We start from the raw sequence: 25,890 nt of genomic DNA, 5'->3' as shown, positions 1-25,890 counted from the left end.
AGTAATCCCTTAAAGAAATAATACTTTGACAAAGCTTTCACTTTCTAAAACAGATTTTACAATTAATGATGTTACAATTCAATTTCCGATTGATATAGATAGCTTAAAAAAGATTTTGGGAGATTGTCGACATTTAAAAAAACAACATAACCATATTTATACCTGGGATGATTTTGGCATTATTGCATTTTCTAAAGAAGGAGTAAAAGCAGAAAATTTATTACTCGATCTGAATTATGGTAATTACGATTTTTGTTCGAAAAACCCATTTACAGGTCAATTCATTTTTGAAAATCAAGAACTATTTCAATTTTATAAATCCAATAAAAATCAACTCGTAAAACTTTACAAGGGAGATGACAGCGGTGCCTTTATTCTTAATGGTATAAGTGTGTGGTTCAATAAAGAAGATGATAAAACAACAGCTATTGACATCGCTGCATATCAGGAAAAAGAAAAGAAAGCCAAAACACCAGTTGATCCGGAATTTAAAGAATTCGAATCATTATGGCAGGAATGGATTACCGAAATTAATAAAATTGTAGCAACAGATAATGATTATTACAATCTTACAGACGGTATTTCTCCAGAAGAATTAGAACAACATTCAGTCTTAGAAGATGAAATCACAATTCCGCCCGCGCTTCAAAACTTTTACAAAGTTCAAAATGTAGAATATGATGCCGTAACTTCTGCTTTTCAGTTTTTGATAAGCAATTGGACATACGATCTTATTCCTTTTGAAGACATTGCAGAAGAATGGAATTCAATACAAGATTTACAATTTGACGAAGACGATCTTCCCGAATTAGAAATAGACTTAGAAAAAATCAAGACAGACAATTACGCAAATCCAAAATGGATTCCGTTTGCAACAGGACGAAATGGAGATTATTTACTCTACGATACAGATCCGGCAGAAAAAGGAAAATTTGGTCAAATCATAGAACTTCAAAACGAATCCTGGGAACGAAATATAGTTGCTGAATCCTTAGAAGAACTTCTAAAAAACGAAATCAACAACCTAAAAACAGGCAAAACAGAACATTTCGACTTCATTACCGGCAAAGAAAATCAAGATTAAAACAAAAAAATCCGCCACAATCCGCGTTTTCGCTTGCGAATCCGCGTCATCCGTGTGCCAATTTATCAAGCACTAACACGAATCGTTCTCCTAAACTCCGAAGGACTATTCCCTCTCTGTTTTTTAAAGAATTTATTAAAGTGACTTTCATCCGTAAAGCCAAATTCATACGCAATTTCGTTAATACGTTTATCGCTAAATTGCAAACGATGTTCGATCAGTTTCGTTTTATAATTGCTAATATATTGCTGCATCGTTTCGTTAGCATGTTTCTTAAAATAACGTCCTAAATACGTATTCGAAATTCCGAAATACTCACTAAGTGATTCTGCTTTAATTCTTTCGGGATAATAAATATTGTTCTGGATATATTGCAAAATATCCATCGCTTTAGCCTCACACCCAATATTTACCTGCTCCGGTAAATACTTGGCAATATTTCGTGCCACAACAATAATAAGTGTATTTACCAATTGCTGAATCAATTCTTTATTATAAACATCTTTATCCTGATGTTCACGAATAATTGCTTCAACCATCACTTTTACCAAACATTTATCTGCCTGATTCTTCAAAATACAGCCCGGCTGATGATTTGCATTTTGCAAAATATATTCTAAACGCTGAATATTCTCATTTTGCAGGCTTGAGTTTTTCAAATAAATATCATTAAATCTCAAAAAGAAGAATTCCGTTTTGGTCTCAATTGTAAAGTTATGACAATCCTCAGGCGTTAATAAAAACATATGTCCAGCATCATATTCAAAAATATTTTTGTTGATACATTGCCTTCCTGTTCCGTCTAAAATATAGACCAACTCAAAGAAATTATGACGATCTCCAACATCCGGATATTCATCAAGAGTTTCAAAAGAAACAGAAAAAGGCTCGTATAAATTTTCTTTTTTCATAACGATAAAAATTATTTGAAGATGCAAATTTACATAAAAAAGACAAATATATACAATTTTATACCCACAAAAATGGTATAATTTTGCCAAGTGAAATTTAAGATTTAAAATACAACATTATGGAATATAGAAAATTAGGCAATAGCGAACTCGAATTATCAACTATTACATACGGCGCATTTGCCATTGGCGGAAACATGTGGGGCGGAAATGAAAAAGCAGATTCAATCGCATCCATTCACGCTTCAATCGACAACGGCGTTACCACAATCGACACCGCTCCTTTTTACGGATTTGGTTTAAGTGAAGAAATGATCGGCGAAGCTCTAAAATCTCACGATCGTTCAAAAGTACAATTACTGACAAAATTCGGTTTGGTTTGGGACGGAAGCAATAACCAAAAAGGCGATTTCTTTTTCGATGCCGATGACAACGGAAAAAAATTCCAATTTATAAATACGCTTCAAAAGCCAACATTATCAAAGAAGTCGAAGAAAGTTTAAAACGCCTTCAAACCGATTATATCGACTTATTGCAAATTCACTGGCCAGATTCTACAACGCCAATTCACGAAACGATGGAAGCTTTGGAAACCCTTATTCAACAAGGAAAAATCAAAGCAGCCGGAGTTAGCAATTATAGTGTTTCGCAAATTCAGGAAGCACAAAAAACAATCAAATTAGCTTCAAATCAGGTTCCGTTTAGCATGCTGAACCGTAAAATTGAAACCGATTTAATTCCGCTTACGCTAAAAGAAAAGATCGGAATCATTGCTTACAGCCCGATGGAAAGAGGTCTTTTAACCGGCAAATATTTCACAGACGGCAAACTAAAAGACAACGATCACAGAAACGGATATTTCGGTCAGTTCGATCTTCAAAAAGTAAAAACGTTGGTCGAGGAATTAAGTTCTCTGGCAAATGCAAAACACATTTCAATTTCGCAATTGGTTTTACGCTGGACGACTTTACAAAAAGGAATCACAATAGTTTTGGCCGGAGCCAGAAATGCAGAACAAGCCATTTCAAACGCAAAAGCAATGGATTTTGATTTATCTGATTCTGAATTAGATTTTATTAATCAGGCAATTTCTAAAGTTAAATAATCTCATTTAAAATATATTTAAACACATAGAAACATAGCCAATAGCAATTTGAAAAGCATTCCTGAGCTTTGTCAAAGTTTTAAACTTTGACAAAGCTTGACAAAGCTAAGCTATGTGTGAGAAACTAGTTTCTTTTTACATTCTCTAAACACAAAGCAAAAACCTATGTTTCTATGTGTTTAAAAAATTACACTCACAATAAAATAATCAGGGTGTGTCCCTCCGGGTCGGGCTTTCGGCTATATCTTTTGTTCCGTTCCACTTCACAAAAGGATACCGCCTCTATCCCTCACACTCACGAATTCATAAGAAAACAAGAAAAATGAAGAAAATATTTATCATCAACGGAAGTCAAAATTTCGCACATTCAGGCGGAAAATTCAACCAAACCGTTACCGACTGGACAATCGAATACTTAACAAACAGCAAGCAATTCGAAATCAAAACAACCGACATCAAACAAGACTTTAATCTTGACGAAGAAGTCGAAAAATTCGTTTGGGCCGATGTTGTAGTTTATCACACACCGGTTTGGTGGTTTCAATTGCCAAACCTTTTCAAAAAATACATTGACGACGTTTTTACAGCCGGACACAACAAAGGAATCTACAAAAGCGACGGAAGAACCAGAACAAATCCCGACATTAATTACGGAACCGGCGGACAATTACACGGACGTAAATACATGCTTACCACAAGCTGGAATGCGCCTGCAACAGCTTTCACACTTCCGGGAGAATTCTTCGAAGAAACATCTGTAGACGACGGAGCTATGTTTGGTTTCCATAAAATGAATAAATTTACAGGAATGGAAAAACTAAACAGTTTCCACTTTCATGACGTTGAAAAAGGTGCAACTGCAGAAAACATTGTCATCTTTAAAGAAAATTATACAAAGCACTTAGAAAAAACTTTTAAAACTTTATAATATGATCTCAATTACCGCAATTATAAAAAGCAAGCAGGAAAACATTGAAGAAGTCAAAAACCTGGTTCAAAATTTAGTTATCCAAACCAGAAAAGAAGACGCCTGCATTCGCTACGACCTTCACACAACCGAAAATGTATTTATTATTTGGGAAGAATGGAAAGATCAGGCTGGTCTTGACATTCACAATAACCAACCTTATTTACAGGATTTTATCAAACAAAGCGAAAGTTTAGTCTCCTCTCCTATTCTGGTTTATAAAACAACACAATCTTTATAAATAGTTACAATAATTAGATTTCAAAAAACTAACTTGCTTCATATAAATATTTAAAAATGAACCAATATCATCTTGCCGAAATCAATATCGCAAAAATGAAAGGAGTCGATATTAATGACCCAATCATGAAAGAGTTTGTAGACAATTTAGATCTTGTAAATACCCTGGCCGAAAAAAGCGAAGGATTTGTATGGCGGCTAAAAGACGAAAGCTCTAATGCAACAAACTTAAACCCATACAATGACGAGCAAATAATTGTGAACGTTTCTGTTTGGGAAAACATCGAAACCTTAGAACATTACATGTACAAAACGTTTCACAGTGAATTTTTAAAACGTCGAAAAGAATGGTTTTTAAAATTCGGAAAAGCGCACACTGCAATGTGGTGGATTCCTGCAGGCCAGATTCCTACTCTTGAAGAAGCCGTTGAAAAGTTAGATTATTTACAGCAAAATGGTCCTTCGCAATTGGTTTTTGATTTAAGGAATAAATTTCCTGCTCCTACAGAAGAAACTGTATAAGTTTTAGCCACGAATTCACGAATTAATCCAATACATTGCGGATAGATTAAAAAAAATAAATTCGTGAATTCGTGGCAAAAAAACTATTTAATCCCGCCAAAAGCACCAAAACACATATTCTTGTGTAAAATTTCAACACTTTTAAAACCTACTTTTTTCATCAAATCCAATTGGTAATTCATTGATCTTGGTGTATCTTCTTTTTCTACATAATCCAAAACTTTCTGGCGATATTCCGCACCACCAATTCCTTCAAGATAATCACCATAACGCTGCCAGGTATATTCGTTTAATAATTCTGTGTCTTGAGTTATTAAATCTGAAATCATTAAACATCCGCCTGGTTTTAGCAATTTAAATATCTTAGCAAAAGTCGTTTCCCAATCCTGATCGTCACGCAAATGATGCAAAACCGCTCCGGCCAAAATAACATCAAAATGATTTTCTTGTAAATCAACTTCGCGAATATCACCTTGCTTCACTTCTACTTTTCCGTTGGTTGCTGCCGAAACTCTTTCAAAAGCACGTTCTAACATCGGCAAACTCAAATCGACCAAAGTGCAATTCAAGTTCGGAACTTTAGATAACATTTTTAAGGTATAATTTCCGGCTCCACAGCCAATATCCAAAACGTTTTTTGCATCGGGAACAATTCTTTTTGAAGCTTCTGTAATTAATTCTAAAGAAATAGTGGCGTCGATTGTCGCCACTTGTCCGGTTTCTAAATTCGAGAATCGTTCGACATCATTATCAAAACGTTCCCTGATTTCTGCAATGGTTGATTTTTTCATAGTTTTTCTGTTTTTAGGTTTTCACGCAGATTTGGCAGATTAAGGCAGATTAAAAATGATTTTTTTACTCTTCACAAGCTAAATAAAAAATCTGCGCTTATCTGCTTAAATCTGCCAAATCCGCGTGAAACATTTTTTTCAAAAGTATTCCTTTCATATATACTTCAAAAATACTTATTTTGTCAATTATTAATACTTAATAGGTATTTATGGAATTACGTCATCTTAAATATTTTTTGGCTGTAGCCGAAGAACTGAATTTTACCAAAGCTTCCGAAAAACTTTTCATTTCACAGCCGCCTTTGAGCCGTCAGATTATGGAGTTAGAAGAAGAAATCCAGGCACGCTTGTTTATTAGAAACAACAAAAAAGTCGAACTAACCGAAGCCGGAAAATATTTCGAAAAAGAAGTAAAAGAACTTTTTCAGAATCTGGAACACATTTGTATCAAAACAAAAAAAATAGCCGAGAATGTTTCGGGCGAATTCAGAATCGCTTACATCAGTTCGATTTATGCTGAAGTAATTTCAGAATTAATAAAACATCTCAAAGAACAATTTCCATATGTAAATTTTAAATTATTTGAAGTTTCAACGACCAAACAAATTGCAGCTTTAGAACAAGGAAAAATCGAATTGGGAATTATTCGTTCTCCAATAAAATCTCCCAAAATAAAATCACAATTGTGGTTTCAGGACGGTTTTTCGGTGGTTTATAACAAAAGTTCCATCCAAATTATTTCTGAAAAAGAAATCCCGAATTTAAAAGACGAAACTTTTGTGTTTTTCAATAAAGATTACGCACCGCATTATCACGAAGTTTTACTGCAACTTTGTGCGTTTTATGGCTTTACGCCGAAGGTTGTTCATGAATCTAACAATATTAATTCTATTGTGCAATTGGTAAAAAATGGCTTGGGAATTTCGATTGTTCCGTCTAATATTGCCAGAAACAATAAGGATCCGGAAATTGGTTTTATCGAATTAAAGAAAGTCAATTTGTATACTGATGTTTCTTTAATCACTTCAAAAGAAGACGATTCTGAAATCACAAAAGCAGCGGTTGCTTTTTTATTGAATTTTAAAAAACGTGCGTAGAATGGATTAAAATCCATCCCTACAATATGATCCGTTCCTCCGGAACTCTTTATAAAATTCCGTAGGAATGATTTATTTTGTAGCTAGGGATTTTTAATCCCTTGAAACGTAAAGTAACCCCAATCTTCTCATTTCGACGAACGAAAAACTTTGCGACTCTGCGTCTTTGCGAGATTAATTAAATTATGGAAATCCGTAAAAACTAAAAGCTTAAAGGAATTAAATTGCACCGGTTAGCAGAAAGAAACACAAATACAATTAGTGCAATTCGTGGCAAAAAAGTTACAATTTATCACAAGTAAATTCCCTAAAAAGAATGAACTTTTAGATACCTTAGCAAATTATTACATTATCTAAATAAAATCAATAAAATGGCAGAGCAATCTTCAATTCAGTGTCCAAATTGCGGAACTACAATCGATGTAAATGATATTCTAAAACATCAATTGGAAGATAGTATCCGTAAAGAATATCAACAAAAAGCCAATGCTCAAAAACAAGAATTAGAACTTAAAAACGAGCAATTAGAAAAAGCTAAAGCTGAGTTTGAAGCCAAAAAGAAACAGGAAAATGAACTTTTTGCTGAACGTTTGGAACGTGAAAAAAAGACAGCCGAAAAAGAAATTACCGAAAAAATAAAAACCAAACTCGACGAAGAAAACAAAGATCGTTTGGTTGCAATGGAAAAAGAACTTTCTGAAAAATCTGAGAAACTTCGGGAACTAAATAAAATGGAAGGCGAAATTTTGAAGCTTCAACGTGAAAAACTGGAGATGAAAGACGCTATTGAAGCACAAGCTCAAAAACAACTTAACGAGACTTTAGTTTTAGAACGCGACAAAATCCGTAAACAGGAAGAAGAAAAAAACGAACTTAAAATAAAAGAATACCAAAAACAATCTGACGATCAAAAAAAGCTGATCGAAGAAATGAAACGCAAGCAAGAGCAAGGTTCTATGCAATTGCAAGGCGAAGTAATGGAATTGGCGATTGAAGAATGGCTGGCAAATAATTTTCCGCTTGACAGTATTGACGAAGTTAAAAAAGGCGCAAACGGAGCTGATTGTCTTCAAATTGTAAACACGCGCGAATTGCAAAATTGTGGTTCTATTTATTACGAAAGCAAGCGCACAAAATCTTTTCAGCCTGCGTGGATTGAGAAATTTAAAAATGATATCAGACTAAAAAGAGCCAATATTGGGGTTTTGGTTACCGAAGTTATGCCTGCCGGAATGGACCGTATGGGAATGCGAGACGGAATCTGGATTTGTACTTATGAGGAATTTAAAGGTTTGAGCGCTGTTTTGCGTCAGTCTTTAATTCAGGTAAGTCAGGCGGTTCAGGCTCAGGAAAACAAAGGTGATAAAATGTCGATGTTGTATGATTTTTTAACCAGCAACGAATTCCGTTTACAAATTGAAGGAATTGTAGAAGGCTTCACGCAAATGCAAGGCGATCTTGATGCCGAAAAAAGAGCGATGCAAAGAATTTGGAAACAACGCGAAAAACAAATTGAAAAAGTAGTGCACAATACTTTAGGAATGTATGGTTCGATACGTGGTATTGCAGGAAATGCAGTTCAGACTGTAAGAGCTTTAGAACTTGATTTTATTGAGGAAGAAGAAGATCCAAAAGAATTACCGGAATAATATTACGAGATAGAACGCGGATGACGCTGATTCGCTAAAGCGAAGACACGGATTTGCGCTGATTTTTTTACGCAATAATTGTCATTGCGTAAATCTTTATTTAGCTAAACAAAAAAATCCGCGCAAATCCGTGTTTTCGCTTGCGAATCTGCGTCATCGGCGTTCGAAATATCACGCCTGTAAACTTTTGTCGATTTAACAAATGAGATTACTTCGTTCCTCGCAACACCCAATAAAAAAAGGCTTCACTAATAATAGTGAAGCCTTTCTACTTCTTAACTTTAACTTTTTGAATTAACCTTTTTTGAATGACATTGTTAATCCAAATTGGTTTGAAAGGAATAATTTATTTTCCTTAATAGAATAACCTGAATTTGTTCTCAACAACTGCAAAAATTCAGCTTCTTTTTTTGCATCACATTTTTTAGTTTCTGACGTAAGATTTAAAAACTGAATTTGTCCTTCGCCTTTAGATAATAAATTCCCTTTGATAGCATTACATCCTGTTGAACCTGAAAACGTTGCTGGATTCATTGCAATTTTTGGTAAGCTTGAAAAGTCTTTATCAGTAACTACTTTACCGTTTAAATTTTCTAAAACCCATGTTTGCTGCAATTTCTTTTCAATTGCCTTTTCGTTAGTCGATACTGTTGCATTTGTTTCTTTAGCAGATTTACAGCCAAAAGCCAATGAACCTGCAATAAATAACATTAAAATCCTTTTCATGTAAAATATTTTTATAAGTTTTATTTTACAAAAATATTCTGACTTGAAAGTATCCTTTATATGGAATAAGATTTTTTAAAACATATTAAGACATTTTAAAGTAAGGTTCTAATCCACTTTTTTAAAAACCAATAATTTCCCGGACGGATTAGAAAGCATTAATTTATTATCACCTATTTTATAAGTTGTTACATTTTGAAGCGCTTTTACAAATTCGCTTTCTTTATTTCCTGGTGCACAAGCCATTAAAGTCGAAACAACTTTTGAGAATCTTAGCAAATCCTTTTCATAAAATATAGTACCGCTAATTGCATTACAGCCGCCATAACCCATAAATTTATTTTCTGCAGAATTAATTTCAATTCTTGGTAATTCTCTTTGAAAATCGGTTATAAAAACTTTAAATCCATTTAATTCTTCCAAAACCCAAATATCATGCAAGCGGTAATCTGTATTATATTTTCCACAGCCACTCAGTTTTTCAGCTTCTAATTCGGAGTTGTTCTTTATTTCAACTGTAACTTTATAAGGAGAAATTGCTCCCGACATTGAATTCTGACATTCCAATTGCTGAATCGCAATTGTTGCTGTAGAAGTTTCATTACTTACTTTATACATCCTTACATTGGCATCCATTGCTTTTATGGCTTCAACAGAGGGGAAAATAATTTTTTCTTTTCCGGTAATCAACGACGTGAAAATAATTTCATCATTCCCTATTTTCAATCCCCAAAAAGGTTCGTTTCCGGTTGCTGTAAAATAATATTTCATCTCGTCTTCCTGAGTTCCATATTCAGAAGTAGTCTGTGGATCTGAACTTTTGCCCACAGTAGATTTACAGCTCACAATTAAAGAAAACAACAGCAATAGTGAAATTATATTTTTCATAACGATTTTATTAAGAATATTTGCTTATCGAAAAACATATATAAAATTCTTATGAATTTACAACATTTTTTTGAAACTCTTATTTAGAATGTTTTCAAATTTTAAATAATTTCTATTACAATAATTCACTAGAAACGCCCACTACGTAAAAGATTACGGCTAAATACGTAATTACATTAAAGATATCTTAATTAAAAAATTAAATACAATACGTATTTTATAAGTATAAATACTTATATTTGCGTAGTAATACTTAATTAAAGAAATCATGATAAGAGTAATAGTAGTTGGAAACGGCATGGTTGGTTATAAATTTTGCGAAAAATTCATTGCAAAATCAGGACAGGAAAAGTATCAGATTACCATTTTTGGTGAAGAGCCAAGGCGCGCTTACGACAGAGTTCACTTAAGTGAGTACTTTGGAGGAAAAACAGCAGATGATTTATCATTATCAACAAGTAACTGGTACACAGAAAACAACATTATTCTTAACACTTCTGAATTAATTACAGATATTAACCGATCTGAAAAAACAATCCATACTCATTTAGAAAAAACACATACGTACGATTACTTAGTTCTTGCAACTGGCTCATCGGCTTTTGTACCACCAATTGATGGTGTAGAAAAAGAAGGTGTTTTTGTGTACAGAACTATCGAAGATCTGGATGCGATTATGGCTTACGCTAAAAAAATAAAACAAAAAGGTGCGACAGAAGCTGCAGTTTTGGGTGGAGGATTATTAGGATTGGAAGCTGCAAAAGCAGTAAGAGATCTGGGTTTGAATCCACATGTTGTGGAATTTGCACCACGTTTGATGCCAAGACAATTAGACAAAGGCGCCAGCGATATGCTGCAATCTAAAATTGAAGAATTAAATATTGGCATTCATCTTAACAAAGCCACGCAATATATTGACGGTGCAACATGCATAACGGGAATGATGTTTGCAGATGACGAATTGTTAAAAGTGGATATGTTGGTTATTTCTGCCGGAATTAAACCTCGCGACGAATTAGCTCGAGTTTCAGGACTTGAAGTCGGTTTACGAGGTGGTGTTGTGGTAAACAATCAAATGCAAACATCAGATCCTTCTATTTATGCCATTGGCGAAGTAGCATTATACAATCAAAACATTTACGGACTTGTTGCTCCAGGTTACGAAATGGCTGATGTCGCTGCAGAGCAAATCTTAAATGGTACAAAAACCATGAGAGAAACCATCGATATGTCGACTCAATTAAAACTAATTGGTGTTGAAGTGGCGAGTTTTGGTGACCCTTTTATCGAAAATAATGAGGTAACCGCAATTGTTTATGAGAATAAATTGAGCGGAATTTACAAGAGAATCAACATTACCAAAGATTCTAAAACTCTGTTAGGCGGAATTTTAGTTGGAGATGCCAGCGATTACAATTCACTTTTTCAGATTTACAGCAATGCAATGGCTTTGCCTAAAAATCCGGAAGATTTAATTTTAGGTTCTCGTGATGGATCTGAAGGTTCAAGTTTAGGAAGTGTGATGGATTTACCGGACACCGCCGTAATTTGTTCTTGCGAAAATGTGACTAAAGGTGCAATTTGCTGTTCACTTTTAGATGAAACCTGTTCTAGTTTTTCTGATGTTGTAAAACATACCAAAGCCACTTCTGGCTGTGGCGGCTGTAAACCAATGGTTTCTGATTTGGTAAAAGCCACACAAAAATCTTTAGGAAAAGAAGTAAAAGAAGTGATTTGTGAGCATTTTAGTTATAACCGTCAGGAATTATTCGATTTGGTAAAAATCAATAAATATGAAAATTTTTATGAAGTCATTGATCATCATGGCAAAGGCGATGGCTGTGAAATTTGCAAACCGGTTGTTGCCTCAATATTCTCTAGTATTTACAACGATACTGCGAATAAACACGTTACAACTCAAGATACAAACGATAGATTTTTGGCTAATATTCAACGAAACGGAACGTATTCTGTTGTACCAAGAGTTGCCGGTGGTGAAATTACCGCTGAGAAATTAATTGTAATTGGAGAAGTTGCCAAACAATTTGATTTGTACACTAAAATTACAGGCGCTCAACGTGTTGATTTATTTGGTGCACATTTAAGTGATTTACCAAAAATCTGGAAAATATTAATAGATAATGGTTTTGAAAGTGGTCATGCCTACGGAAAATCGCTTCGTGCCGTAAAAAGCTGTGTTGGAAATGCATGGTGCCGTTACGGAATGGACGACAGCGCAGGATTTGCAATCGAACTGGAAAACAGATACAAAGGAATTCGTTCTCCACATAAACTAAAAGGTGGTGTTTCGGCTTGTATTCGCGAATGTGCCGAGGCTCGCGGAAAAGATTTCGGACTTATCGCTGTTGAAGGCGGCTGGAATTTATACATTGCCGGAAATGGTGGTGCCAACCCAAAACACGCTGTTTTATTAGCCGAAAAAATTGATAAAGAAACTGTTATCAAATACATGGATCGCTTTTTAATGTATTACATCCGCACGGCTGGCCCGCTGATTCGAACTTCGACCTGGTTAGAAAAACTTGACGGAGGTTTAGAATATCTGAAAGAAGTAATTATCGAGGATAGTTTAGGAATCTGCGAAACGCTGGAAGCTGAAATGCAGACTCTGGTAAACACTTTTGAATGCGAATGGAAACAAGTTCTTGAAAAACCAAGATTATTAAAACGTTTCAACCATTTTGTAAACTCTGACGAGAAAGATGACAATGTTGTTTTTGTTCCGTTACGAGATCAAAAAGCGCCAAAAGCATGGTCTTAGCTTTGCCAATAATTTATTAAACACATAGAAACATAGCTTATAGAAGTGGATAAAGGCATTTCACTTAGTTTAAACACACATAGCTTTCAAAAATTTTTAATTCTCAATTTTTAATTAAAAAATTCAGCTCCAAAAAAAATAAAAAAATATCACAAACGTTTGCTGTCCTTCTTACCCTCTTTTTTACTGCGCCATCATAACTCTCATGATTGTAAAAAGAGGGATAAGAAACAGGAACAAAAAAATTATTAAAATGGAAGAAATCTTAAATCAATACGAAACCGTTCATCCAAGCGATGCTACAATTTGGTTCAAAGCCGGAAAAGTAGAAGATTTTCCAACCAATCGCGGTGGCTGTATCAAATACAAAAACAAACAAATCGCCATTTTTAATTTTGCACGCCGTAACGAATGGTACGCTTGTCAAAATGCCTGTCCGCATAAAATGGAAATGGTTTTGGCAAGAGGAATGACGGGATCAACAGATGATATTCCGAAAATTGCCTGCCCGATGCACAAAAAAACCTTTTCATTGGTTGATGGTTCAAATTTAAATGGAGATGATGATTTAAAAATTGCAACATATCCAATTAAAATTGTTGACGATCAAGTATTCGTTGGTTTTGTAGATTAGAGAGCTTTAAGAGGCAAGAAACAAGAAGCAAGATCTGAAAATTTTTATCATCTTGCTTCTTGCTTCTTTCATCTCACTTTTGTCTTTCGACTTTTCTACTAATTTACGTATATTTGAAATCTATTATCTACCAACAATGACTACACCTTTTCAAAAAGCAAGCGAATGGATTGATGCCGAAAACGCTCAGGATCCGAATATCGAAATCGATCAAAATACTGAATATCCGAAGGAATTATTATATTCTAACAGGATGTACGAAAGATTGATGCAATTTGAACCCGAGGCTTCAGAAGAAGTGCAAATTGCCTCAAAAGCGCAGCATATTTGCCGATGGAAAGTGGCACGTGAATCTTACCCAATGGATCGTGTAGGTTATTTGAAATGGAGAGAAGAATTGAAAAAATTTCACGCCAAAACTACTGCCGAAATCTTAGAAAAAGCAGGATACAACCAAGAATTTATTGATCGTGTTTCTTTTTTAATTGAAAAAAAACTGCTTAAAAAAGACAACGAAACCCAATTACTTGAAGACGTTATTTGCTTGGTTTTTTTAGAATATTATCTGGATCCTTTTGTTCATAAACACGACGAGGAAAAACTAAAAAATATCATCAAAAAAACCTGGGATAAAATGTCAGACAAAGGACATCAGGAAGCTTTAAAAATCAATTATACCGAAGAAAATTTAAATTTGATAAAAGCGTCTTTAGGGTTGTAAATTAGTATAATGAAAAAAAACAATCAGGAAACTGCAGATAAAATTACTTTCAAAAATTTACGCCGTCTGTATTTTTTTGCTCTTCTAACTATTGCAGTAACTATTATTGTTAGTCAGGTTTTAGTTCAATACAATCTAAATCAACAATTAAGCGATTCTAAAATCATTAATATTTCCGGAAAGCAAAGAATGCTGAGCCAGAAGATTGTTAAAGAAGTTCTGATTCTTCATTATGTTGCTGATACTGTTTCTTCCAAACAAATTTCACATTTAAAGAATGTTTTATCGCTTTGGAAAAACACGCAAAACTCGCTGGAAAACGGCAATGATAGTTTGGCTTTTCCAAAAGAAAAAAGTGAAACGCTTGCTAAATTATATATTGAAGTAAAACCCAATTTTTCGAAAATTGCAGAAACAACAGATTTGCTTCTGTTGAATTTAGCACAAAAAAACAAAATAGCCAACAATCAAAAACTAGTAGAAATTATTCTAAAAAACGAAGGTGTTTTTCTTTCGAAAATGAATCAAATTGTAACACAATACGATCTTGAAGCACACGAGAAAGTTACGGAACAACGCAGAATAGAATATTGGATTTTTGGCTTCACCCTACTCATTTTGCTTTTGGAATTTTTCTTTATTTTTAAACCTACCAATAAAAAAATTGAGAGATTGATTGCCAAGCTTTTATCTTCAGAAAAGAAAGCTTTAAAATTGGCCTACGACACTGAAATTATCAGTGAGATAAAAGAAAACTCTGTAAAAGAATTAAAATCATTGAATTATGCCATGGAAAATACGCTGCTTTATTGCCGTATTGCTCCCGATGGTTCGATTATACATATTGGAGAAAAATTTGCCAAGCTTTTGAATTACACTAAGTTTTCATCTAATAAAAAATTCTCGGAAGTTTTAACTACCGACGAAAAAGAACAGCTTAATATCGATCGCATTATTTTTGAAAAGCACAGAAGCGGCTGGCAGGGCGAAATTAAAATCATCAATAAAGAAGCACAGACTATCTGGCTTGATTTATCAATGGTTCCCGTAACCATAAAAAAAGACGAACTCGAACTTTTAATTGTTTGTTTTAACATTACCGAACGCAAAAAAGCACAGCGCGAAGTAGAACGTCTGAATATTGAAAACAGTACCGAAAAAATCAATCAACAGAAAATTATTTCGAGCAAAATTGTTGAAAATCAAGAAAATGAACAAAACCGAATTGCGAAAGAAATTCACGACGGAATTGGACAGATGCTCACAGGATTAAAGTTTAGCTTAGAAAGCATTAATCTCGACGACAAGGAAAAAGCGGCTCAAAAAATTGAATATCTTAAAAAATTATCACTGGATATTATCAAAGGAGTTCGTACGGCAACTTTTAATTTAATGCCTCCGGAACTAAGCGATCACGGCATTGTTTCTTCTCTGTCGAAACTTACACAGGAACTTTCAAAACTTACCGGAAAAGAAATCTTGTTTTACAACAAAACCGATTTCAGCCAGCGTTTAGATTCTTTAATCGAAATTAACATCTATCGCCTTACGCAAGAAGCGATCAACAATGCCATAAAATATGCTGAATCATCACATATTATTGTGCAGCTTTCGCATAGCGATACGCTCCTAAGTATTATTGTAGACGACAACGGAAAAGGTTTTGATATTCACACTGTAGATAAAAAATGCAATAGCGAATCCGGTATGGGATTATTGTTCATGAAAGAAAGAATTCAATACATCAACGGACGCGTTTTTATTAAATCGATTCCGGGTGAAGGAACGAGGATTACTTTTAATATTCCGATATAAAAATTAGACAATTAGACAATTTAAAATTCCGATATTCTACAATCTTGTCATCTCGACGGAGGAGAGATCACACAAGAAGCTCCGCAATCAAAATCGCCAATCTTTGTCAAGTTACAAGTGTGATCCCTCCTCCATTGAGATAAAAAAACATAACAAAATTTTTCTTCACAAAAAATTAGACAAAAGTCTACAAACAATTTTCTAATTATCAAATTGACACATTATCAAATTGGCACATTTTCTAATTGACACATTTTCTAATTTAAAAAATTACGTATCTTAGCCTAATATTTATAGATGAATATACGTAAAAACTTAGAATCAAAATTAAGTAAATCATGAGTAATACTATTCGAGTTGTACTGGCAGATGATCATGTATTTGTAAGAGATGGAATAAAATCTTTATTAGAAAACGAAGCAAACATCGAGGTTGTAGGCGAAGCTATTGATGGTGCCGATGCTCTTGAAGTGGTTGCAAGCAGTAAACCGGATTTACTTATAGCAGATATTCGCATGCCAAATCTTACAGGTATCGAACTAGTAGAAAAACTTAGAAGCGATAATAATAACGTAAAAATTATTATGCTTTCCATGCACGAGTCTGAAGAATATGTACTAAAATCTATTAAGGCCGGAGCCGATGGATACTTATTGAAAGGTTCTAGTAAAGAAGAATTTTTAAAAGCACTCCATATCGTTGCTGGCGGTGGAAAGTATTTTAGTGGTGACATTTCCTCAATATTAATCAGTCAGTTAACAAACTCTTCAACTTCATTAGAACCTAAACAAAATTTAGGCGAAGAAATGATGATTACCAAAAGAGAAAAAGAAATCCTGACACTTTTATTATCCGGAAAAGGCAACAAAGAAATCGCCGAAGCTCTTGAAATTAGTAAAAGAACTGCCGAAGTACATCGCTTTAACTTAATGAAAAAATTGAAAGTAAAGAACTTAATGGAACTTTCCAATAAAGCCACTGAGTATTCTTTATTATAAAAACTACGTATAATTACGTAATTATTTTTCAAAAACTGCGTTTTCGCAGTTTTTAACTACGTTTTAGTACTTATTTTTGTTGAAAAATATAAGTGCTATGAAAAATACAAACTCACTCTCGCAATCACACAAAATTTTATTCTTAAATACCCTGGCTTTCACTGTGTGTTTTGCCTGTTGGACATTGAATGGCGTTTTAGTAACCTTTTTGGTTGATAATGGAATCTTTCACTGGAGCGTTGTTCAGGTGGGATGGCTTCTTGGAATTCCGATTCTGACCGGATCTATAATGCGTTTGCCAATCGGTATCCTGACAGATAAGTTTGGAGGAAAATATGTTTTTTCACTTTTGCTGCTACTTTGCTCAATTCCTTTATTTTTACTGCCTTTTGCAGATAGTTTTATAACATTTGCGTTATTAAGCTTTTTATTTGGAATGGTGGGTACCAGTTTTGCTGTCGGTATTGGATATACATCGATTTGGTATCCAAAAGAATGGCAGGGACGCGCTTTGGGAATCTTCGGAATGGGAAATGCCGGTGCCGCTATCACCACTTTTTTAGCGCCTTCATTACTAAATCATTTTTCTATTGAAGATCCACAAAATGGCTGGAAAATACTTCCTGTAATTTATGGTGTAGCGTTGGTTGTTATTGGGATTGCCTTTTTAATTTTTGCCAAAAACAAGAAAATAGAAAACAATACAAAAAGTGTTTCTCAAATGCTTCAATCTCTTAAATCTGCTCGGGTTTGGCGTTTTGGAGCTTATTACTTTTTAGTTTTCGGATGCTTTGTAGCTTATTCGCAATGGCTTTTGCCTAATTTCATGAATGTTTATCAAACCAGTTTGGTTATGGGCGGATTGTTTGCTACACTTTTTAGTTTGCCATCGGGTGTTATCAGAGCTTTTGGCGGTTATTTATCAGATAAATTTGGTGCCAGAAAAATCATGTATTGGGTTCTAAGTTCATCCGTAATTTTAAGTGCATTATTAATGATTCCGAAAATGGAAATTACAACAACGGGACCTGGTGTTTTGGCTACAAAAAAAGGAACCATAACTTCTGTCTCAAATGAAAACATTAAAATTGGGGATACTGAATTTCCTGTTGTACAAAAGAAAGAAAACACCAATGAAAATGCTATTTTTCCAACCAAAACTTCATGGCAGCAAGTTGTTGTGAATCAAAATCAAACCGTAAAGAAAAAAGAACTTCTCGCCAAAGGTATCACCGTAATTAAATTTGATGCTAATATGTGGGTTTTTCTTGTTCTTGTAATCCTGATAGGTATTTCATGGGGAATTGGCAAAGCAGCAGTTTACAAACATATTCCGGAGTATTTTCCTCAGGATGTGGGCGTTGTAGGCGGAATGGTTGGAATGATTGGAGGACTGGGCGGCTTTTTTGGACCAATTATTTTTAGTTACCTGCTTACTTCAACCGGAATCTGGTCGAGTTCATGGATATTTATCTTAGTTTTTTCTTTCATTTGCTTAATATGGATGCATTATACAATCACGAAAATCATGAATGAAAAACAACCAATATTATCAAAAGTAATTGATAGACAATAAATTAAAAAAGAAACAATAAAATGAATAAATTTGTATGACTTTTATCACAAAATAAACCCTGACAATCTTTTACATTTGCCTCGTATTTAAAAATTCAGTTATGAAAAAACTAAGAATAATCATCCTAATAATATTAGGAACAATTAGTGCAAATGTACAGGCACAGGAGTTAGATGTGAACTTACAAATTAGACCTCGTTTTGAGTACCGAAACGGATATAAAACACTTTTACCGGAAGGTCAGGAAGGAACTTCTCAGATTTCGCAACGTTCAAGATTGAATTTCAATTATAAGCAGGATGAATTTACGGTAAAACTGACTTTTCAAAATACCAGAACCTGGGGAGATGTTGCTCCTACAGCAACTGCAGATAAAAATGGTGTTGCTGTTTTTGAAGCCTGGGCACAATATGATTTTACAGAAAAATGGAGCGCCAGAATGGGACGTCAGGTGCTTTCTTACGATAACCAGCGTATTTTTGGAGAAATGGACTGGGCACAGCAAGCACAAAGTCATGATGCGTTTACTGTGACTTATCATACTGAAAAGCAAAAGCTTGATTTAGGAGGCGCTTATAATTCGAATGCCGAAAATGTACTTCAAACACCTTACACTATTTCAAGTTATAAAACTTTGCAATATGCCTGGTATCATAATCAATTCAACAATGACTTTGGTTTGAGTTTATTATTGCTTAATACCGGTTATGAATACGCTAACGCTGATGCTAAATTATTAGTTGATTATAAACAGACTTTTGGGACTTACCTTGTTTATAAAAAAGTAAAATAGACAGTAATTTTTGGTTATACGGACAAACCGGAAAAAGTACAGATCTAAAAGTAAGCGCATGGAATGCTGCAGCCAACTTTGGGTACCAAATATCAGAATCTTTTAAAGCTGGTTTAGGATACGAATTCCTATCAGGAAAAGATACAAACGACGGAAGCACTGTTATTAAATCATTCAATCCAATTTTTGGAACCAACCATGCATTTAATGGTTATATGGATTATTTTTATGTAGGCAATCATTTAAACAATGTTGGTTTGCAAGATGCTTTCTTAAAATTGAATTACAATGTAAACAAATGGCAATTTGCATTAATGCCGCATATATTTTTATCTGCTGCTGATGTAGTTGCTCCGTTAAACGAAAAACTTGATTCTTATTTAGGAACTGAAATTGACTTTACTGCAGGCTTTAATTTCAAGAAAGAAATTACATTAACAGGAGGATATTCACAAATGTTCGGATCTAAAACTTTAGAATTCATAAAAGCCGGAGACGCAGGGCATACCAACAATTGGGCATGGCTGATGATTTCTGTAAATCCAAGAATTTTTAGCTGGAAAAAATAGTTTTTCTGCAAAATTAACTCCTATATTTTACCCTTTTCCCATTTCGGAAAAAGGGTATTTTTTTTGCCTTTCCAAAAAATTGTTATGTGTTTTAATTAGTTATATTTGAACCGAATACGAATCCCAAATTCTATCCTACATGAAACATTTTTTAAAACTGTCAATGTTAACTTTCATTGTAACACAAACTGGTATTGCTCAAAAATACAATAATGCATTAATTTCAAAAGATTCAGAAATAAATTTTGCAAAAACACAAAAAAGAGGAATCAAAAAAAACAACATTATCTACTATGTTGAAAATGATTTACAAACAATATCTGCCTATAAAAGCAATAAATTGAAATGGCAAACTAATGTAATTTCTGTTTGTGGAGAACCAAAACGTGGAGAACCTCAAATAAGATATGTAGGATATAATGCCAACAAACTACTTATAGTTATGGGAAAACATAATTTTGCAGAAATTGACATAAATAGTGGTATAACTAAACTTGTTGGATAAGATTAAATGTAATCCTGGAATTTTTACTTTTACGAAATAGAGATTTTAAAATATACACTTTATAAATTGCCCTTTTCAGTTTTGGAAAAGGGCTTTTTTTTTGAATATTTTAGAATATTCTTTAATATATTTGATTGAAATTATTTACATCATTTAAACTGATATATTGAAAAGAATAACAGAAATAATAACAATAGATTCAATTGATCAAATTCCTTCATTAGAAGAAATTAGAAAAATGCCCAGAACCAAAACCTTAAAAGTTATTTTTGAAAATTCAGTCCAAAATCAACGAGAATCTATTGGTCAAAATTTAAAAAAAGAATTGCAAGGATTTCAAGTTGGAATTCATCTTTTAAATTCAGAAATTAATATCGTTAAATTAATTACAGATCAAGAAATTGAAAAACATCAGAATTTCTTTGAAAACTGTGCAAAGGATTATAGAGACTTAGGCAGGGAATTAATTTTTGAATTAGCAAAACAATTTAAAATAACAATTTTTGAAGACTATCCATTGCTAACCTTTAATACATTAAAAGAAGAGAAAAGAGGACGCGGAAAAATGGGTGATTGGAAATATTTTTTTCACGGATTTCATTGTTGGTTTGAAAATCAAAAAACTGCACAAATAATTGAAGTTCCACTAGCTTTTGGTCTTGAATTTGGTGATTTAGATCCTTATTTTTTTTCAATTTTCATAAAATCCACACCAAATTATCTGCCATTACCTGTTGAAATTTACGAAGATTATGCAGATGGAGTTAGAATAAATGAAAAGATGCTTTCTCTTGGTAAATTTGAACATATTAATTCAAATTTTAAAAATCACACAGGAATTGTAGTTACAGATCGAGAAAAAATAGAAATCAAAGAATATATTCCTGAAGAACATACTACAAAAAGAAAATTTAGTTTTTGGAAGTTTATAGGACTCAACTTTTAAATTCTTATCAAATGAAACTCATAACCTGGAATTGCAACATGGCATTCAGAAAAAAGGCAAAATTCATTCTGCCTTATAATCCTGATATTGCCGTAATTTCAGAGTGTGAAAATTCTGAAAAACTCAAATTTACCGCCGATACAAAACCACCAACTGACATTCTTTGGCATGGCACAAATCCGCATAAAGGGCTTGGGGTTTTCTCTTATAGTGATTATCGGTTTCAATTATTGGATTGCCATAATCCACAATTCAAAAACATTCTGCCAATAGCTGTAACCGGCGGAAAAATTGATTTTACCTTATTTGCAATCTGGGCAAATAATCCCCAAGATAAAGACGGACAATATGTAACCCAGGTTTGGAAAGCTATTCATTATTACGAAGATTTAATCAAAGAAAATAAAACTATTTTAATTGGCGATTTCAACAGCAATACTATTTGGGACAGACCAAGAAGAGAAGGAAACCATACTACAGTTGTAAATAAACTGGGATCTAAAAAAATCCTGAGTACCTACCATCAATATTACAATCAAATACAGGGCAAAGAAGAGCATCCAACTTTGTATCTTTATCGACACGAAAACAAACCGTATCATCTTGATTATTGCTTTGCGTCGAATGATTTTATCGAAACTTTAGAAAGCGTCGAAGTTGGAACTTATCAGGATTGGACAATGCTTAGTGATCACAAACCTTTAATAATTAATTTCAATATATAATAATGAACAACTGGACTCAAAGATGGGACGACCGCTACAGCAACGAAGAATTTGCCTACGGTGAAGACCCTAACAATTTCTTTAAAGAACAAATTGAAAAACTAAATACAGGAACTATCCTGTTTCCTGCCGAAGGCGAAGGTAGAAATGCCGTTTATGCCGCAAAATTAGACTGGAAAGTTGCTGCTTTTGATATTAGCGAAGAAGGAAAAAACAAAGCTTTAAAATTAGCCGCAACAAATAATGTTTCGATTGATTATCAGGTTGGCGAATTGGAAACTTTAAATTATCAAGCTGAACAATTTGATGCTATTGCATTGATTTACGCACACTTTCCTGCTGAAATAAAATCTTCAATCCATAAAACGCTTGACAAATATTTACGCCAAAATGGAATTATAATTTTTGAAGCTTTCAGCAAAAAACATCTGGAATATCTTGTAATAAACGATAAAGTTGGCGGACCAAAAGATATTGAATCTTTATTTTCCATTGAGGAAATAAAAGCTGATTTCCCAAACTACGAAATCATCCAATTAGAAGAAAAAGAAATCGAACTGAACGAAGGTTTGTTCCATAACGGAAAAGGTTCTGTTATTCGATTTGTTGGAAAGAAAAAGTAAATCATAATGTTGAGACGCAAAAATTTGCGTCTCAACAGAACATCTCAACTAAATTCTCTTTAATTTTTATACTTCATTCCCATATCTTCAATAGAGAATTTGTCTGTCAATAAATGCAATAATTTATCTCTCAAAGCAATATATTCAGGCATTTTTACAATTTCAATTTTATTTCTCGGCCTTGGTAAATGCACTTCTACAATTTCTCTTATTGTCGATGCCGGGCCATTATTCAGCACTACAATTCTATCCGATAAAAATAGCGCTTCTTCGATATCATGCGTGATCATTACGATCGTTTTTTCCCTGTTATCTAAATTCCATAATTTTAAAACTTCCAACTGCATCGATCCTTTTGTTAAGGCATCTAAAGCCCCGAAAGGCTCATCCAAAAGCAATACTCCCGGATTGATTGCAAAAGCCCTCGCAATAGCAACACGTTGTTTCATTCCGCCCGAAAGCTGTCCGGGTAATTTATCTTTATGTTCAAATAAATTGACCATTTTTAGGTTCTGAATCACAATTTCGTGTTTCTCTTTTTTAGAGCAATTCATAACTGAATCAACAGCCTGAAAAATATTCTGTTCTACTGTTAACCATGGTAAAAGGGAATAATTCTGAAAAACGATTCCGCGATCCGGTCCCGGCCCTTTTATTTTTTGACTGGCTAATTCGACAGAACCGCCAGTTGGTGTCAGCATACCGCCAATAGCATTCATAATAGTCGATTTTCCACAACCCGAATGCCCAATAATTGAAATGATTTCTCCTTTTTGAATGGATAAATTAATATCACGAACGGCAATGTATTTCCCTTTTGGAGTTGGAAATGATATCTCTAAATTTTTGATTTCTAAATAACTCATGAGTTTATAATTTTAGTCCCGAAGCCTCGGGATTGATTTTAGATTTTTGAAGGTTTCAAGTTTCAGGTTTCAGGTTGCCTACCTTTGTCCCTTTGAACCTTTGCTACTTTGAACCTCTGACTAAGCTTTGTAAGAAACTTTATTTTCTATAAACGTGAAGAATTTATCGAATATCAAACCAACTATTCCAATGATGATAATCGCTGAAATTACTTTTTCTAAACTCAAGGCGTTCCAACTGTCCCATACGAAGAAACCAATTCCGGCTCCGCCAGAAAGCATTTCTCCGGCAACAATAACCAGCCATGCAACGCTGATGCTCAAACGTAATCCTGTGATAATGTGCGGTAAGCTAAACGGAATTAAAATTTTGGTGAGATAACGCATTTTAGAAAAACCAAAAGCCTTTGCTACATTTTTATGATCTTGTGGAATAGAGGCGATTCCGAAAGAAGTATTGATTAAAGTCGACCATAATGACGTAATGAAAACGATAAATATTGTCGCCAAGCCGGTGTCTTTAAAAACGACCAATCCGATAGGAAACCATGCCAAAGGCGAAACCGGTTTTAAAAGCTGTACAATTGGATACATAATTTGCTTGCAAATCGTGCTCGCTCCCATCAAAATCCCAATTGGAATTGCTACTAACGAACCTAATAAAAAGCCCAATAAAACGGTTTTTATGGAATTAAATAATTGCAATCCGATTCCTTTATCATTTGGTCCGTAATCGTAAAACGGATCGCTTAACATTTCTTTCAAAACGGTAAAAGTAGCCAGAGGACCCGGAAGTGCGTCTTTCGTATAAAGACTCAATAAACTCCAAAAACCAATAAATAAGGCAATTCCGATTCCTGCAAATGCAGTTGATTTTAGTTTAATCAAAACTGAATTTAAAATCAATTTTAATTTCTCATTTCTTCCGTTATCAATCACGGTATTTTCCATCAAAACTTCTGTTTGATCCGCGATGTCGTTTAGCGTTAATGTATCTTTATTAGACATGATATTCTGATTTAAATTTGACAATTCTGTTAAGGATTTTCGCCACGAATTCACGAATTTATTGTAGCACTAAATAGAAAAATTAATTCGTGAATTCTTGGCGGAAAAAAATTATTTTTTAACCACTTTTAAATATGCCGCCGGATTTGAAGGATCAAAAACCGTTTTATCCATCGTTAACGAGAAAGGCTTCATGTCATCATTTGGTACTTTTACTTTCATGCTTTTGGCCACTTCTTCGTATAAATCCTGTAAAATCAATTTATCGGCGATTGCTTTATAATTTGGTGCTTCTTTCAAATATCCAAATCGAACGTATTGTGCCATGGCCCAAATTGCATACGATTTACGAGGATAATTTACCATACCACCTTTGTAAAACAACATATAATCTTTGGCATAAACTTCCGTTCCCTGGTTGCAACCCAAATCGTAATTTCCCATTAATCTATTTTCGATAACATCAGCGGGAGCATTTACATAAGGCGCTTTTCCAATTATTGCAGCCGCTTTTTTACGATTTGCCGGATTATCTAACCAAATACAGGCTTCTAAAACTGCTTTCATCACCTTTACAAGATCAGTTCTTCTTTTTTCGCTGAATTCTTTGTTTACAACCAATGCTTTTTCAGGATGGTCTTTCCAAATATCTTGTGAAGCAACTTGTGTAAAACCAATTCCTTGTTTTACCGCAACACCGCCCCAAGGCTCTCCAACACAATAACCGTCCATATTCCCCACTTTCATATTCGCTACCATTTGCGGAGGCGGAATTGTAATAATTTTAGATGTTTTTTGACTTACACCTGCAATTGCCATCCAGTTTCTTAACCATAAATCGTGTGTTCCTCCCGGAAAAGTCATGGCAAAAGTTACTTCTTTCTCAGCCTTAAGTTTGGCCGCCACAACAGGTGCAATTTTATTCATTTGTTTGAAACCTACTTTTCCACAAAAATCATTTGAAAGTGTAATTGCCTGACCATTCACATTCAGCATCATGGCGATTTTCATTTCAGAACCTGCTTTGCCTCCTACCCCTGTGTAAACCGAAAACGGCATAGAATACAGACAGTGCGCTCCGTCTAATTCTCCGGTTAAAATTTTATCACGAACATTTGCCCATGAAGATTCTTTGGTTACCACGACTTCAACTCCGTATTTTTTAAACAATCCTAATTCCTTTGCCATTACAATTGGAGAGCAATCTGTTAATGGAATAAATCCAAGTTTTACAGGATCATTTTGCGCTGAAACTTCTGAAAAAGAAAAAGCTAAAACGAGTATTAATGTCAGTAACATTCTTTTGAAAACTTCTGTTGTGATTATCTGTATTTTTTTCATTTTTAAGA

At 34.0% G+C, this 25,890-nt stretch carries 25 protein-coding genes and 1 pseudogene; 19 read left to right on the top strand and 7 right to left on the bottom strand.

Annotated elements, in window-relative coordinates:
- The first annotated feature begins 25 nt into the window (after nucleotides 1-25).
- The gene (locus ACZZZT_RS10730) at nucleotides 26-1,084 is read left to right on the top strand and encodes an SMI1/KNR4 family protein (RefSeq protein ID WP_463460353.1); all 1,059 of its coding nucleotides are present in this window, start codon (nucleotides 26-28) and stop codon (nucleotides 1,082-1,084) included.
- A 65-nt stretch (nucleotides 1,085-1,149) separates the two neighbouring features.
- Here ACZZZT_RS10730 and ACZZZT_RS10725 read toward each other — a convergent pair whose 3' ends face one another.
- On the bottom strand, nucleotides 1,150-1,995 hold the full coding sequence (locus ACZZZT_RS10725) for an AraC family transcriptional regulator (protein ID WP_073395159.1): 846 nt from the start codon (nucleotides 1,993-1,995) through the stop codon (nucleotides 1,150-1,152).
- A gap of 119 nt (nucleotides 1,996-2,114) precedes the next feature.
- On the opposite strand from ACZZZT_RS10725, the pseudogene ACZZZT_RS10720 reads away from it, so the two are divergent.
- From ACZZZT_RS10720 to ACZZZT_RS10705, 4 genes and pseudogenes are all read left to right on the top strand, one after another.
- Nucleotides 2,115-3,100, top strand: a pseudogene (locus ACZZZT_RS10720) (aldo/keto reductase).
- A gap of 322 nt (nucleotides 3,101-3,422) precedes the next feature.
- Nucleotides 3,423-4,028 carry an NAD(P)H-dependent oxidoreductase gene (locus tag ACZZZT_RS10715; protein ID WP_302096906.1) on the top strand — a complete coding sequence of 202 codons (606 nt, stop codon included), beginning with the start codon at nucleotides 3,423-3,425 and terminating at the stop codon, nucleotides 4,026-4,028.
- A 1-nt stretch (nucleotide 4,029) separates the two neighbouring features.
- The gene (locus ACZZZT_RS10710; RefSeq protein ID WP_463460352.1) at nucleotides 4,030-4,308 is read left to right on the top strand and encodes a putative quinol monooxygenase; all 279 of its coding nucleotides are present in this window, start codon (nucleotides 4,030-4,032) and stop codon (nucleotides 4,306-4,308) included.
- Between the two features lie 56 nt (nucleotides 4,309-4,364).
- On the top strand, nucleotides 4,365-4,829 hold the full coding sequence (locus ACZZZT_RS10705; protein ID WP_463460351.1) for a DUF3291 domain-containing protein: 465 nt from the start codon (nucleotides 4,365-4,367) through the stop codon (nucleotides 4,827-4,829).
- An 83-nt stretch (nucleotides 4,830-4,912) separates the two neighbouring features.
- Here the strand turns inward: ACZZZT_RS10705 and ACZZZT_RS10700 are convergent, their stop codons facing one another.
- A complete protein-coding gene (locus ACZZZT_RS10700; protein WP_463460350.1) occupies nucleotides 4,913-5,620 on the bottom strand; it encodes a class I SAM-dependent methyltransferase in 708 nt (235 codons plus the stop codon).
- Nucleotides 5,621-5,829: 209 nt separating this feature from the next.
- Here ACZZZT_RS10700 and ACZZZT_RS10695 point away from each other — a divergent pair, with 209 nt between their 5' ends.
- Both ACZZZT_RS10695 and ACZZZT_RS10690 read left to right on the top strand, forming a co-directional pair.
- Nucleotides 5,830-6,717: a LysR family transcriptional regulator gene (locus ACZZZT_RS10695; protein WP_463460349.1), complete on the top strand. Its 888-nt coding sequence runs from the start codon at nucleotides 5,830-5,832 to the stop codon at nucleotides 6,715-6,717.
- Nucleotides 6,718-7,088: 371 nt separating this feature from the next.
- Nucleotides 7,089-8,366 (top strand): DUF2130 domain-containing protein, encoded by a 1,278-nt coding sequence (locus ACZZZT_RS10690; RefSeq protein ID WP_463460348.1) that lies wholly within the window; start codon nucleotides 7,089-7,091, stop codon nucleotides 8,364-8,366.
- A 294-nt stretch (nucleotides 8,367-8,660) separates the two neighbouring features.
- On the opposite strand, the gene ACZZZT_RS10685 is transcribed toward ACZZZT_RS10690, so the two are convergent.
- Together ACZZZT_RS10685 and ACZZZT_RS10680 are read right to left on the bottom strand one after the other, a co-directional pair.
- Entirely contained in the window at nucleotides 8,661-9,092 is a 432-nt protein-coding gene (locus tag ACZZZT_RS10685; RefSeq protein WP_463460347.1) for an META domain-containing protein, read from the bottom strand.
- A gap of 108 nt (nucleotides 9,093-9,200) precedes the next feature.
- The gene (locus ACZZZT_RS10680; protein WP_463460346.1) at nucleotides 9,201-9,980 is read right to left on the bottom strand and encodes an META domain-containing protein; all 780 of its coding nucleotides are present in this window, start codon (nucleotides 9,978-9,980) and stop codon (nucleotides 9,201-9,203) included.
- 268 nt (nucleotides 9,981-10,248) lie between these two features.
- Between ACZZZT_RS10680 and nirB the strand changes: the two genes are divergently transcribed.
- The 12 genes from nirB (at nucleotide 10,249) to ACZZZT_RS10620 (ending at nucleotide 22,667) form a co-directional block, all read left to right on the top strand.
- Nucleotides 10,249-12,762, top strand: coding sequence for a nitrite reductase large subunit NirB (gene nirB, locus ACZZZT_RS10675; protein WP_463460345.1), 2,514 nt, complete (start codon nucleotides 10,249-10,251; stop codon nucleotides 12,760-12,762).
- A gap of 253 nt (nucleotides 12,763-13,015) precedes the next feature.
- Entirely contained in the window at nucleotides 13,016-13,396 is a 381-nt protein-coding gene (gene nirD / locus ACZZZT_RS10670) for a nitrite reductase small subunit NirD (RefSeq protein ID WP_073395496.1), read from the top strand.
- A 136-nt stretch (nucleotides 13,397-13,532) separates the two neighbouring features.
- Nucleotides 13,533-14,117 (top strand): DUF4202 domain-containing protein, encoded by a 585-nt coding sequence (locus ACZZZT_RS10665; RefSeq protein WP_463460344.1) that lies wholly within the window; start codon nucleotides 13,533-13,535, stop codon nucleotides 14,115-14,117.
- Nucleotides 14,118-14,126: 9 nt separating this feature from the next.
- The gene (locus ACZZZT_RS10660) at nucleotides 14,127-15,932 is read left to right on the top strand and encodes a sensor histidine kinase (RefSeq protein WP_463460343.1); all 1,806 of its coding nucleotides are present in this window, start codon (nucleotides 14,127-14,129) and stop codon (nucleotides 15,930-15,932) included.
- Between the two features lie 338 nt (nucleotides 15,933-16,270).
- Complete coding sequence (locus ACZZZT_RS10655) at nucleotides 16,271-16,930, top strand: response regulator transcription factor (protein WP_073395173.1); 660 nt, start codon at nucleotides 16,271-16,273, stop codon at nucleotides 16,928-16,930.
- Between the two features lie 97 nt (nucleotides 16,931-17,027).
- Entirely contained in the window at nucleotides 17,028-18,506 is a 1,479-nt protein-coding gene (locus ACZZZT_RS10650) for an MFS transporter (RefSeq protein WP_463460342.1), read from the top strand.
- A gap of 100 nt (nucleotides 18,507-18,606) precedes the next feature.
- A complete protein-coding gene (locus ACZZZT_RS10645; RefSeq protein WP_463460341.1) occupies nucleotides 18,607-19,299 on the top strand; it encodes an alginate export family protein in 693 nt (230 codons plus the stop codon).
- 215 nt (nucleotides 19,300-19,514) lie between these two features.
- Nucleotides 19,515-19,868 (top strand): hypothetical protein, encoded by a 354-nt coding sequence (locus tag ACZZZT_RS10640; RefSeq protein ID WP_463460340.1) that lies wholly within the window; start codon nucleotides 19,515-19,517, stop codon nucleotides 19,866-19,868.
- Between the two features lie 139 nt (nucleotides 19,869-20,007).
- The gene (locus ACZZZT_RS10635; protein WP_073395176.1) at nucleotides 20,008-20,373 is read left to right on the top strand and encodes a hypothetical protein; all 366 of its coding nucleotides are present in this window, start codon (nucleotides 20,008-20,010) and stop codon (nucleotides 20,371-20,373) included.
- 166 nt (nucleotides 20,374-20,539) lie between these two features.
- Complete coding sequence (locus ACZZZT_RS10630; RefSeq protein ID WP_463460339.1) at nucleotides 20,540-21,319, top strand: DUF6896 domain-containing protein; 780 nt, start codon at nucleotides 20,540-20,542, stop codon at nucleotides 21,317-21,319.
- Nucleotides 21,320-21,330: 11 nt separating this feature from the next.
- Nucleotides 21,331-22,044, top strand: coding sequence for an exonuclease/endonuclease/phosphatase family protein (locus ACZZZT_RS10625; RefSeq protein ID WP_463460338.1), 714 nt, complete (start codon nucleotides 21,331-21,333; stop codon nucleotides 22,042-22,044).
- A gap of 2 nt (nucleotides 22,045-22,046) precedes the next feature.
- On the top strand, nucleotides 22,047-22,667 hold the full coding sequence (locus ACZZZT_RS10620) for a class I SAM-dependent methyltransferase (protein ID WP_463460337.1): 621 nt from the start codon (nucleotides 22,047-22,049) through the stop codon (nucleotides 22,665-22,667).
- 59 nt (nucleotides 22,668-22,726) lie between these two features.
- Here the strand turns inward: ACZZZT_RS10620 and ACZZZT_RS10615 are convergent, their stop codons facing one another.
- The 3 genes from ACZZZT_RS10615 to ACZZZT_RS10605 all read right to left on the bottom strand — a co-directional run bounded on the left by ACZZZT_RS10615 (nucleotide 22,727) and on the right by ACZZZT_RS10605 (nucleotide 25,882).
- Entirely contained in the window at nucleotides 22,727-23,533 is an 807-nt protein-coding gene (locus ACZZZT_RS10615; RefSeq protein WP_073395179.1) for an ABC transporter ATP-binding protein, read from the bottom strand.
- A 120-nt stretch (nucleotides 23,534-23,653) separates the two neighbouring features.
- Nucleotides 23,654-24,541: a nitrate ABC transporter permease gene (ntrB, locus tag ACZZZT_RS10610; RefSeq protein ID WP_463460336.1), complete on the bottom strand. Its 888-nt coding sequence runs from the start codon at nucleotides 24,539-24,541 to the stop codon at nucleotides 23,654-23,656.
- Between the two features lie 111 nt (nucleotides 24,542-24,652).
- Nucleotides 24,653-25,882 (bottom strand): CmpA/NrtA family ABC transporter substrate-binding protein, encoded by a 1,230-nt coding sequence (locus ACZZZT_RS10605; protein WP_463460335.1) that lies wholly within the window; start codon nucleotides 25,880-25,882, stop codon nucleotides 24,653-24,655.
- Nucleotides 25,883-25,890: the final 8 nt, after the last annotated feature.

This window comes from Flavobacterium sp. AC274 (genome assembly GCF_979258275.1).
Note: the sequence above shows the minus strand (reverse complement) of the source record. Positions and strands in the feature narration are given on the sequence as shown.